The organism is Psychromonas ossibalaenae ATCC BAA-1528, assembly GCF_000381745.1.
GTDB classification, from domain to species: domain Bacteria; phylum Pseudomonadota; class Gammaproteobacteria; order Enterobacterales; family Psychromonadaceae; genus Psychromonas; species Psychromonas ossibalaenae.
This window is the reverse complement of record NZ_KB907006.1, coordinates 32293-43845: the sequence shown is the minus strand read 5'-3', so window position 1 is coordinate 43845 and position 11553 is coordinate 32293. Positions and strand designations below refer to the sequence as shown.

General features: G+C 41.0%; 10 protein-coding genes and 1 pseudogene. 4 read left to right on the top strand and 7 right to left on the bottom strand.

Annotation, left to right across the window (positions count from 1 at the left end):
* Positions 1–250, bottom strand: a 250-nt coding sequence (locus G327_RS27215) for a transposase-like zinc-binding domain-containing protein (protein ID WP_019616020.1), incomplete at its 3' end; no start/stop codon positions are given.
* A 110-nt stretch (positions 251–360) separates the two neighbouring features.
* Here G327_RS27215 and G327_RS26600 point away from each other — a divergent pair.
* Both G327_RS26600 and xylA read left to right on the top strand, forming a co-directional pair.
* A pseudogene (locus G327_RS26600) lies at positions 361–1481 on the top strand (ISAs1 family transposase).
* A gap of 774 nt (positions 1482–2255) precedes the next feature.
* Complete coding sequence (xylA, locus tag G327_RS0117045; RefSeq protein ID WP_019616016.1) at positions 2256–3575, top strand: xylose isomerase; 1320 nt, start codon at positions 2256–2258, stop codon at positions 3573–3575.
* Positions 3576–3773: 198 nt separating this feature from the next.
* Here the strand turns inward: xylA and tal are convergent, their stop codons facing one another.
* The 3 genes from tal to G327_RS24985 are packed head-to-tail and all read right to left on the bottom strand — an operon-like array spanning position 3774 to position 5700.
* Positions 3774–4724, bottom strand: a complete 951-nt coding sequence (tal, locus tag G327_RS0117040; protein WP_019616015.1) for a transaldolase — start codon at positions 4722–4724, stop codon at positions 3774–3776.
* 33 nt (positions 4725–4757) lie between these two features.
* Positions 4758–5483, bottom strand: coding sequence for a purine-nucleoside phosphorylase (deoD, locus tag G327_RS0117035; protein ID WP_019616014.1), 726 nt, complete (start codon positions 5481–5483; stop codon positions 4758–4760).
* Between the two features lie 40 nt (positions 5484–5523).
* Entirely contained in the window at positions 5524–5700 is a 177-nt protein-coding gene (locus G327_RS24985) for a XapX domain-containing protein (protein ID WP_019616013.1), read from the bottom strand.
* 526 nt (positions 5701–6226) lie between these two features.
* Here G327_RS24985 and G327_RS0117025 point away from each other — a divergent pair.
* The gene (locus tag G327_RS0117025; RefSeq protein ID WP_245542704.1) at positions 6227–7243 is read left to right on the top strand and encodes a hypothetical protein; all 1017 of its coding nucleotides are present in this window, start codon (positions 6227–6229) and stop codon (positions 7241–7243) included.
* A 71-nt stretch (positions 7244–7314) separates the two neighbouring features.
* On the opposite strand, the gene tkt is transcribed toward G327_RS0117025, so the two are convergent.
* Entirely contained in the window at positions 7315–9303 is a 1989-nt protein-coding gene (gene tkt, locus G327_RS0117020; protein WP_019616011.1) for a transketolase, read from the bottom strand.
* A 218-nt stretch (positions 9304–9521) separates the two neighbouring features.
* On the opposite strand from tkt, the gene G327_RS0117015 reads away from it, so the two are divergent.
* Positions 9522–10778 (top strand): chloride channel protein, encoded by a 1257-nt coding sequence (locus tag G327_RS0117015; protein WP_019616010.1) that lies wholly within the window; start codon positions 9522–9524, stop codon positions 10776–10778.
* 21 nt (positions 10779–10799) lie between these two features.
* On the opposite strand, the gene G327_RS0117010 is transcribed toward G327_RS0117015, so the two are convergent.
* Both G327_RS0117010 and glpE read right to left on the bottom strand, forming a co-directional pair.
* A complete protein-coding gene (locus G327_RS0117010; RefSeq protein WP_019616009.1) occupies positions 10800–11150 on the bottom strand; it encodes a DUF6572 domain-containing protein in 351 nt (116 codons plus the stop codon).
* 81 nt (positions 11151–11231) lie between these two features.
* Positions 11232–11543 (bottom strand): thiosulfate sulfurtransferase GlpE, encoded by a 312-nt coding sequence (gene glpE / locus G327_RS0117005; RefSeq protein ID WP_019616008.1) that lies wholly within the window; start codon positions 11541–11543, stop codon positions 11232–11234.
* Between the last annotated feature and the right edge of the window lie 10 nt (positions 11544–11553).

Sequence of the window (11553 nt, the reverse complement as noted above, 5' to 3'; positions counted from 1 at the left end):
ATGTCTTATGGCAACTCTTACAATAATATCTCTGTGTCTTACCAGCTTTGCCCCACTTTTTAAAATGACTCGAATGACAGTGAGGACATTGAGATGAATTATCAAACATAGGCTGAAACATCTCATTAACGGTGATTTCAGCCTGTGATGCTTGGATCGACTGGTGAACAATTTCTCTTTGAGCAGGTGTCATCGCTAGAAGAGTTTTAGTTATTTGGTTAAGCTGTTTGGTAAATGATTTAGTATCCATAGCTTTTAGCTTCAATAAGTTATGCGTACTTACAAGTATAGACAACAACTATCTGGAACAGAGCCGATTAATACTATAAATATAGACTAAACTGACCTATATGCAGAGGCATGAAACATTTTGACTCTATTACCGACCCGCGCATCGAGCGCTGTAAAAAACACAATCTACTCGATATTCTTCTCCTCTCAATTACTGCTGTAATGTCAGGCTCTGAGGGATGGGAGGATATTGAACATTTTGGCCATATAAAACTGGATTGGTTACGTCAATATCGCGATTTTGAAGCTGGCATCCCCCGCCATTATACCATCGCACGTGTTATCTCCCGTTTAAAGCAAGTGAAATAGAACATGCTTTTCAATCCTGGATAGCTAGCCTTGTAACAAAAACAGGCTGCGATGTTATCGCCATTGATGGTAAAACAGCGCGTCGCTCATTTACCACTAAAGGCCGAAAAAATGCATTACACACTGTCAGTGCTTGGAGCTGTCAGCACCAATTGGTATTAGGCCAAAGTGCGGTAGATGCAAAAACAAATGAAATCACAGCAATACCTGAATTGCTCTCACTTCTTGATATTGAAAGTAGCATCATCACTCTCGATGCAATGGGTTGCCAGAAAAAAATAGCCGAGCAAATTATCAAACAAAAAGCGGATTATATCCTCGCGCTTAAAGGCAATCATTCTGGTATGCAAGCGGAGCTAGAAGCATGGTGGCATAAGACTCAGCGAGAAGGATTATCAGAGCAAAATTATGCCGAGCATACAGAAATCGACAGTGGCCACAGACGCATTGAGACAAGAACATACCAGCAGATGTTGGTTGATAAACGATGGTTAGGCAAAGACTACCGTTGGTCAGGCCTTAAAAGCATCATTAAAATAAGCTCAACAGTTCACCATAAATCCACAGGGCAGGATACGAGTGAAACGCGTTGGTATATTGCATCATTAGATTTGAATGCGGAGCAATCACTCCATGCTGTGCGTAGTCACTGGCAAGTGGAAAGCATGCATTGGGTATTCGATATGACATTTAGAGAGGATGAATCGCGCATACGTAAAGGCTGTGGCGCATTAGCGTTTAGCGTGATGAGAAAGATAGCCATGGCATTGTTTAAGCAAGACAGCACAAAGTCGGCCAGTATAGCCGCAAAAAAGAAAATGGCAGGGCTAGATGATAATTATCGCTCAACCCTGCTAGAGTCTGGGATTAAAATGCGCTAGCCGTGTCAGTGATAGCAACAGCCAGCTGGGCTGGAATTAATATATTTGATTATTTAAATACACTACAGCGTGAGCAAGAAACGGTGAAGTTGGCACCTGAAAATTACCTCCCTTGGAATTACCAGTAAACAACATCCGCTCCGTCATAGGGTGGAACGGACTAAATTCTCTGAAGTCAAACTATCTTGCCGTAAGCTCACGTCAAAAAAGAAAAAACGGTTGACAGAACAATTAAGTTTGCGACGTCACCAAGGCCGAAGCCTATCTTTTCTTTTAAGCTTATTTGTGTGGAGGGCATATGTACTCCTTAAGTTATTGGGTTGTTAGATTGTTAGGTTTTGAATAATTCCTAAACAACTATATTGATAATAAGAGCCTTCCCTCAATTACAAAATTAATTTATCTTTTTACGTTTTTTTAAAGTGTAACTTCTATCTATTTCAAGACATAAAATGGGATTTTCAGGGTAAATCACCCACTCGTGGCTTAACAGATAAGAGCTTATCGACAGGGGAATTAATATATCTCATTGCATGGTAAACCGAGAAGACGTCAAGGATAGTGAGCATACTGCAGTAGATACAAATACAGCAGATTGACTTATAAGATTTTTCCTAGATGTTTATTGCAGTCAAAAAAACGCAAACATTAGAGACATGGATCACATTTACTAAATAGGTGAATTTTAGAACTAATTTTCATAATTGAATGCGCACTAAATAAAATCAATGATATCAGCCACGGTAATCACACACTTGAATAGGAAGTATGGCTATGACTGAATTTTTCAAAACGGTAAAAAAAATTAACTTTGAGGGAAAAGAATCAACAAATCCGCTTTCGTTTCATCACTACGATGCAGATAAAATGATTTTAGGAAAATCGATGAAAGAACACCTTCGATTTGCGGCCTGCTATTGGCATAACTTCTGCTGGAACGGGTCCGATGTCTTTGGCGCAGGTACTTTTGAACGTCCATGGCAGCAGAGTAATAATCAAATGGAAATTGCAAGAATGAAAGCTGACGCTGCTTTCGAATTCTTTTCCAAACTCAATGTTCCTTATTATTGTTTCCACGATACCGATGTTGCACCTGAAGGTAGTTCATTAAAGGAATATGTTAACAACTTTTCTGAAATGGTTGACGTACTTGAACAAAAGCAGGAAGAGACAGGCCTGAAACTACTATGGGGAACTGCAAATGCCTTCTCTAATCCTCGTTACATGTCCGGTGCAGGCTCTAACCCAGATCCAAAAGTTTTCGCTTATGCCGCTACACAAATTTTTAATGCGATGGGTGCAACTAAACGCCTTGGCGGAGAAAACTACGTTCTCTGGGGCGGCCGAGAAGGTTATGAAACACTGTTAAACACAGATTTACGTCAGGAACGGGAACAGCTTGGGCGTCTAATGCAGCTGGTAGTTGAGCATAAACACAAGATTGGTTTTAAAGGTACGATTTTAATCGAGCCAAAACCACAAGAACCAACCAAGCATCAGTATGACTATGACACCGCAACAGTATACGGTTTCTTAAAGCAGTTTGGTTTAGAGAATGAAATAAAAGTTAACATTGAGGCAAATCACGCAACGCTTGCAGGGCATAGTTTCCAGCATGAAGTTGCAACAGCAACATCACTTGGCTTATTCGGCTCTATTGATGCAAACCGTGGTGACCCTCAACTTGGCTGGGATACCGACCAATTTCCAAACAGTGTTGAGGAAAACACTTTGGTTATGTATGAGATTTTAAAAGCCGGTGGTTTCACGACCGGCGGCTTTAACTTTGATGCTCGTGTACGACGTCCTTCAATCGATGGTGAAGATTTATTCCATGGTCATATTGGTGGAATGGACACAATGGCACTGTCACTTGAACGTGCAGCCGCTATGATCCAGAACGATCAATTATCATCAAACATTGCGAAACGATACGCTGACTGGAACGGTGATCTTGGTAAAAAAATTCTGTCAGGTACACTATCGCTAGAAGAACTGGCAAAACTTGCAACTGACAGTAACCTTCAACCTGTTAAACAATCGGGGCAGCAGGAAATGCTAGAAAATATAGTTAATAACTATATTTATAAATAATTTCCTTTTTCACTTACCGCTGTTAACTGTAAATAACGATTTAGTATTCAGTGGCATTGTAATGTTCAGATTGACTATGCTTGAGCTTCAATGGGTTATTTAAAAGCATCACGGCCCAGAGCAGGAGATTAGGCAGATATAAAAAAACCGCGATAAACGCGGTTTTTTTACTCTTTAATAAACTGATTAATTAGTTAATTAAAGACGCTCTGCAATCATTTTTTCCAGTTTATCCTGGTCGAGAGCAAAGTTGCGGATACCTTCCGCTAGTTTATCAATCGCCATCGGGTCCTGATTATGTTCCCATAAGAACTGTGCATGAGTTAACGGTGATTGAGATGTTTTTTCAGCTGCAGAAGGCGCTAATTTTCTAACCACTTCTCCTTGTGTATCTGCTAACTGCTGCAGTAATTCAGGGCTGATAGTTAGTCGGTCACAACCAGCTAGCTCTAAGATTTCACCCGTGTTTCTGAAGCTTGCGCCCATCACAACAGTTTTATAATCGTTTGCTTTGTAGAAGTTGTATATTTTCGAAACAGACAGTACACCCGGATCTTCCTGAGGTGCAAAATCACGTCCTTCGTTTGCTTTATGCCAGTCCATAATACGGCCGACAAACGGAGATATTAAATACACACCGGCTTCAGCACAAGCACGCGCCTGAGCGAAAGAAAACAACAGAGTCAGATTACAGTTGATCCCTTCTTTTTCTAAAATCTCAGCAGCTCTAATGCCCTGCCAGGTTGATGCTAGTTTAATCAGAATACGATCGTTAGCAATACCGGCATCGTTATACATTTTCATCAGCTGGCGCGCTTTAACCAGACTTGCTTCTGTATCATAAGATAAACGAGCATCAACTTCAGTCGAAATGCGTCCCGGTACAATTTTTAAGATCTCTTTACCAATATTTACCGCTAACATATCACAGGTATCCTGCACCTGCTGCTGTGCACAATCGCTCTGTGCTTTTGCATACTCAATAGAGCTGTCAATTAAAGGCGCGTAATCAGCAATCTGTGCAGCTTTTAAAATCAAAGAAGGGTTAGTGGTTGCATCTTCAGGTGTATACTTTTGAATCGCTTCAATATCCCCGGTATCAGCCACAACAGTTGTCAGTTTGCGTAATTCATCTAGTTTAGATGTCATAATATTTACCTTGTAAAATTTGTTGGATAAAAACTAAAGCGCTCTTTTGTCACCTAGTAATACAGACTCAAATGCCAGTTCAATCATTGCTTTAAAGCCGGTTTGACGAGCTTCAGATGAAGCCGCTTCACCACGAATGATATGATCTGATACGGTAAGAATCGTTAACGCTTTTGCGCCGTATTCAGCAGCCACACCGTAAACACCGGCAGCTTCCATATCTACACCAAGAACGCCGTAGCTAGCCATTTTCTTGAAAAACTCAGGCTCAGCTGAGTAAAACAGATCTGCAGTGAAAACATTACCCGCTTTAACTTTAATACCCTGTGTCTCAGCAGTGTTCATCGCATTAGCAACTAATTGATAATCAGCAATGGCGGCAAAATCATGATTATTAAATCTGATACGGTTTACTTTAGAGTCTGTGCTGGCACCGGCAGCAATAACGATATCGCCTAAATTAACATCATCAAGAACTGCACCACAGCTGCCCACACGGATAATTGTTTTTACGCCGAAATCTTTAATAAGTTCAGTGGTATAGATAGAAACAGAAGGAATTCCCATACCGTGTCCCATAACAGAGATACGACGTCCTTTGTATTCGCCGGTAAAACCAAGCATATTACGAACATCACAAACTTGAACGACGTTTGTCAGAAAGTTATCAGCGATAAATTTAGCGCGAAGCGGATCGCCCGGCATAATAACAACATCAGCGAAATCACCCATTTCTGCATTTATGTGAGGAGTAGACATATTTTTAGTTCCTAATTATTAATTGACAAGTTAATTTAAGTTATTTGGTATTAAGTAAATTACTGATGTATTTTTGGAATAACATACCGCCTAAATACACGCCTACAATACCCATAATTCCAGATAAAACTGGTGGAGCAGGTATTGGTAATTTTAAAAAAGCAAAGAGCAGCCCAACGACTAATCCTGCAAATAAAGCCTTGAATATTTCATGCATAAGAGATCCCTGAAAGTTGATGCACTGAATAATTAAGACCAGTTTAGTAATTTATAGAAAGCAAAGTGTGACCAGGATCTCTTTAACAAGGTCTAAATATAGATCCAAACCAGCTGTTACCCAAATCTGTTGAAAGACTGTAATATGAAACTCATACGTTATTATTTGAAGGGTTACAGGCTGAAATATGTTTAAATTTGCAAATAACTTTAACTGCTGTAAAGCCGTGCACTGCCGAAACTTTGGTGTGCTGCACAGTAAAGATTATATTTATAGAAGCACAAGATTAGGTTATTTATCAACCGCATGTAAATCCTGTGGAAGCAATCCGCCGTGGGTAAATAATGAGCTTGTCACTAACATTATAAAAGAGAAACTGGACATACACTTCTCTATAAAATTAAATCACTGTCCCAAATGCTCCGGCAGTTTTTTCTTTGATAAAAATAGCCCCTTACATAAGTATGGCTTCACCTCTTCGGGCCGACAAAGAAAACAATGCGCCAAATGCGGCTTAGTTTTTACCATGGCAAACTTCAAAAAAATCAAACAGCTGCAGGCGGTTTTATCTACTATTGTAAACAAACAGGAAACCCGGGAAGCGATAACAATAACCGGGCTCTCTCCAAAATCCTATTATTTTTATCTGCAGCAGCTGTCTTTAATCTTTGCCAACTTCAGCAGATTAAATGAAGAAAAAATAATTGAGAGAAAATATCTGGGCCTGCACAGTGAAGGAAAGGTGCTTTCTCTAATGCATAAAAGAGGTGTTTATACTCTAATCAGCAGTGAGATAAACAGCGGTTATGTCTTATTACAAAGCCATAATCTGACTAGGACAAAGCTGCATGCTGAAGATACCTACCAGGCGCACAGCAACACAATCGTTGTTAATCACGAAACAGACAGCATCGAAAATATGCTGGTCAACCGCTATACACAAAATATGAAAAGAAAGCATTTTGAGCAGCTGCTGGTTGGCGAACTAAAAGCCCTCTCAAAATGCAGCTTAATATATCCGGACAAATTAGCCTATATCCATTTTCAACTGCTTAATGCTTTCACTCAAAAAGCCCAAAAATATGATCATTTTATTGAGCATGAAAGTACGCTCAGAGCCGGGGCATTAATGGCATCATTAAAGGAGATAAAAAAAAACAATGCAGATGTCTATTTCTTTGTGCCGCTAGATAAAGCCAAAGAGCATATAAACGGCAAAAAAATTGGATGGTGGAACGATCGCTGGTACAGCAATGAATTTGCAGCTTACTGCCCGGTTACATCTGCAGTCAAAGAACAGGGTGCAGTACCGCTCAAAAAAACAACCGATGTGGATAGGTTTTATACCTACCTTGATACACATATAAATAAAGGCATAAACAGTTTTAATGTTATTAATGAACTGTTTGAAATACAACGTGTACTTTTCAATTATTGTGAACTGACAGAGAATCAGTCACGAGCAAATAAAATCGGAATAACAGATAAAAGCTATACACCACAAAGCCTCTTAGATGAAGTACTGCACAGCATCAATGCCTGATAAAACATAATTAAGATACAAAAAAACCGCGATAAACGCGGTTTTTTATTAATCTTTATCTTAGTTAAAGATTATAAGCTGTTTGCAGTTTCAACTACATTTTTAACAGTGAAACCAAACATTTCAAATAACTGCTCAGCTGGTGCTGATTCGCCAAATGTTGTCATACCGATAACTTTACCGTTCAGACCTACATATTTGTACCAGTAATCAGCAATACCCGCTTCAATAGCAACACGTTTAGCAACAGCAGCCGGTAGTACAGACTCTTTGTACTCAGCGCTTTGTGTCTCAAATACATCCGTACAAGGAAGAGAAACAACACGTACCGCTTTACCTTGAGCTGTTAGTTCAGCGTGTGCTTCAACAGCAAGCTGTACTTCTGAACCCGTCGCAATCAGGATGATTTCAGCAGGAGTCGCACTGTCTAATAATACGTAACCGCCTTTTGCAACATCAGCTAACTGCTGTGCATCACGCGCCTGCGGCTTAAGGTTTTGACGGCTGAAGATAAGTGATGTAGGGCCGTCAGTGCGTTCAATTGCAGATTTCCAAGAAACCGCAGACTCTACACTGTCACATGGACGCCATGTATCCATATTTGGTGTTAAACGCAGGCTGGCAATCTGCTCTACCGGCTGGTGAGTCGGACCATCTTCGCCAAGACCGATTGAGTCATGAGTAAATACCTGAATAGCGCGCTGCTTCATTAATGCAGACATACGTAAACCGTTACGAGCGTATTCCATAAACATCAGGAATGTTGCGCCGTAAGGAACAAAACCTTTGTGCAGTGCCATACCGTTAATGATTGCTGACATAGCAAATTCACGCACACCGTAATGCAGGTAGTTACCAGATGCATCATCAGCTGTGATTGCTTTAGTACCAGACCACATCGTTAAGTTAGACGGTGCTAAATCTGCAGAGCCGCCTAGAAGCTCAGGCAGCATAGGTGCAAATGCTTCGATACAGTTTTGTGATGCTTTACGTGTTGCGATATTCGCTGAATCAGCTTGTAAATCAGCAATATACTGAGTTGATTTAGCTTCCCAGTCAGTAGGCATTTCACTGTTAATACGACGCTTGTATTCAGATGCTAATTCAGGGAAAGCGGCTGCATAAGCGGCAAATTTCTCATCCCAAGACTCTTCAGCAGCCTGACCGTCTGTTTTATTATCCCAGTCAGCGTAAATATCAGCAGGGACTTCAAAATCACCGTAGTTCCAGCCTAATGCTTTACGTGTTGCAAGAATTTCATCAGCACCTAGTGGAGCACCGTGACAGTCGTGTGTGCCCTGCTTGTTCGGTGAACCAAAACCGATAGTTGTTTTACAACAGATAATCGTTGGTTTCGTTGTTTCCGCTTTAGCGGCAGTGATTGCAGCTTTGATTTCTTCGCTGTTATGACCGTCAACAGAGATAACATGCCAGCCGTATGCTTTGAAACGTGCCGGAGTATCATCAGTGAACCAGCCTTCAACTTCACCATCGATAGAGATACCGTTGTCATCCCAGAATGCAACAAGTTTACCAAGACCTAAAGTACCCGCTAAAGAACAAGCTTCATGGGAGATACCTTCCATTAGACAACCGTCGCCTAAGAAAGTGTACGTATGGTGATCAACGATATCGTGACCTTCACGGTTGAACTGGGCTGCTAAAGATTTTTCAGCAATCGCCATACCAACAGCGTTAGTAACACCTTGTCCTAGAGGACCAGTTGTTGTTTCGACACCCGGTGTGTAGTCATATTCCGGGTGACCCGGCGTTTTAGAATGCAGCTGACGGAAAGACTTAAGATCATCAATTGACAGATCGTAACCCGATAAATGCAGTAGAGAATAGATCAGCATTGAACCATGTCCGTTAGACAGAACAAAACGGTCACGATCTGCCCACTGCGGGTTAGTCGGGTTATGCTTTAAGAAATCACGCCATAGGACTTCAGCGATATCAGCCATGCCCATTGGTGCGCCTGGGTGACCTGAATTGGCTTTTTGAACGGCATCCATACTTAAAGCTCGAATTGCATTAGCTAGCTCTTGACGAGAAGGCATCTGTATCTCCTGGTTTGGTTTAGTTACGTATTAACAGCGGGTATTCCGTGCGCAGGATTATCCCAAATGAACAGGGCAAGATGCAATGAAAATATTGCAAATCCATCACATATTTTTACAAATTTAAGCTCATTTTCTGCCTAATGGAGAAACTCGCTCTTTGTTCAGCAGATAGTGTCCTATCTTTACAATAATACTCCCTTAAAGATAATAGAAACATGAGCGAACCAGACTACACGATCACTAAATTATTACCTCTGGTGTTATTAAGCACCTGTTTCAGTATGGCCTGCGTTTACATCTTTCGCTCAATTGTCTTTAATCCTGTCTATCCGGATATCCATAACTTAAGCAATGAACTTGTCCCTCCCCTTTTAGGTTCCGTCTTCTTAATTATTCTCTTTTATCTGTTTGCCAGGCACCTGAAGTCCGGTCTAGCGCATGTTGTCTTAGAATTTCATATCGGTCTGGGACGACTGCCTTTTTTAAATCTTCTTTTTCAATTTCTAAGTGCCAGTGTCGCTTTAGTGACCGGCTTTGCTATCGGGGCAATTGGTCCGGCTGTACATATCGGCGCAGCCAGCGCGAATCTGGTCGGGCAGTTTTTTCTAGTTCGCTCCCACACGTTACGGGTATTAACAGCCTGCGGCGCAGCCGTTGCTATTACCGTCATGCTTGATACTCCTTTTATGGCGATATTATTTACTTATGAAACCATCATTCGTCAATTTAGGTGGCGCACCCTGCTGCTGGTCACGGCAGCCACACTTTTTGCACAATGGTTTGCACACGAGCTGGGTATTTATGCATTTATTATTAATGTCACCCCCTTCTCTATCTCGTTACTGCTGCTGGCAAAAATGCTGTTATTTGGCGCACTCTGCGGTCTGCTTTCCTCTTCCTTTTTAAACTGTATCGATTTCTTAACTCGAAAAATCAGTTGTAGTTACTGGCTGAAACTCCTGCTGGCCGGTCTGATAACAGCTGTGTTCTCCTGGCTTTCTCCAGAAACAATCGGGCTCGGATATGGACTAGTACAGGACCTGCTTTATGAACCACAAGCACTCACACTGATCACACTGTGGCTGATTGTTCGCTTTATCAGTTCAGCTGCAGTCATCGCGTTAGCGGTACCTGGCGGCGCGCTGGCACCAAGTATTATCTTAGGAGCATTATGCGGCGCGCTGTTTTGTAAGTTATTTGCTGTTGATGAGAGTCAGCTTTTTATTATTGTCGGTATGGGGGCACTGTTAGGCGCAGTATTACATGTGCCGCTGGCTGGTATTTTATTTGTTTTAGAGAGTACTAATGATCTTACTCTGTTACTGCCCTGCTTAGCAGCGAGTTACAGCGCTTATTTTATCCACCAGCATTTTAGCAAACAGAACAGTTTAATCGAATTATTATTAGTCAGACAGAATGTTATTCTGCGCAGCGGTTCATTAAAGAAAAAGCGACTAACGTCGCCCCTTTAGAGATGATAGCGTGAGTAAATATTAACTTTGCTGTTCTGCATAACCTGTATCTTTATTCGGTCCGAATACAAAAACAATACCTTTATCCAGCAGAATCTGCGAGGTTTTATCAAAAAAACTAACCGCCTGATCGCTTGGCATATGTTTTAAAATTAACTCAATGGCAATATCAAAACCTTCAGCATCCGGCAGTGCTTTAATTAACTCCCCTGATTCGATAAAAAACAGATAAGTATTTATTTTCTCCTGCAGAGTATAAAGGTGCACATTTTGCTCATCCCAGGCCAGCGCATCAATAATGCTTAAAAATACACGGCGTGCTTCTTTTTCCAAACCGATCGCATCAATACTATCTGTGTCAATTACACTCATTTTTTCCCTTTTAATATTATTTAAAACAAACCGACTGAGCTTTTATTAAGCTCCTGATACTATAGTAAAGCACTGATTTTATTATTCATGCGGATGTACAATACGCCAGTCAGTGAAACCGCCTTCAATACTATACACATCTAAATATCCCTGCTCACAAAGATACTGCGCAACACCTTTACTGCTGTTGCCATGATAACAAATTACAAATACAGGCGTATTCACATCCACTTCTTTCATAAACTTAGCCACACTGGCATTAGTCAGATGAAAAGATCCTTCAACATGATCGGTCTCAAAAGATTTGTCATCGCGAATATCAACTATCTTTACATCTTCATTTAAAGAGCGCTGTTTTGCATCATGCGCATTAATTAACTGGAACGTCGGCATAGTATTTCCT

Excerpts from the sequence above, each read along its gene's own strand:
- xylA (WP_019616016.1), top strand. The coding sequence starts at position 2,256 with ATGACTGAATTTTTCAAAACGGTAAAAAAAATTAACTTTGAGGGAAAA.
- tal (WP_019616015.1), bottom strand. The coding sequence starts at position 4,724 with ATGACATCTAAACTAGATGAATTACGCAAACTGACAACTGTTGTGGCT.
- deoD (WP_019616014.1), bottom strand. The coding sequence starts at position 5,483 with ATGTCTACTCCTCACATAAATGCAGAAATGGGTGATTTCGCTGATGTT.
- G327_RS24985 (WP_019616013.1), bottom strand. The coding sequence starts at position 5,700 with ATGCATGAAATATTCAAGGCTTTATTTGCAGGATTAGTCGTTGGGCTG.
- G327_RS0117025 (WP_245542704.1), top strand. The coding sequence starts at position 6,227 with ATGGCAAACTTCAAAAAAATCAAACAGCTGCAGGCGGTTTTATCTACT.
- tkt (WP_019616011.1), bottom strand. The coding sequence starts at position 9,303 with ATGCCTTCTCGTCAAGAGCTAGCTAATGCAATTCGAGCTTTAAGTATG.
- G327_RS0117015 (WP_019616010.1), top strand. The coding sequence starts at position 9,522 with ATGAGCGAACCAGACTACACGATCACTAAATTATTACCTCTGGTGTTA.
- G327_RS0117010 (WP_019616009.1), bottom strand. The coding sequence starts at position 11,150 with ATGAGTGTAATTGACACAGATAGTATTGATGCGATCGGTTTGGAAAAA.
- glpE (WP_019616008.1), bottom strand. The coding sequence starts at position 11,543 with ATGCCGACGTTCCAGTTAATTAATGCGCATGATGCAAAACAGCGCTCT.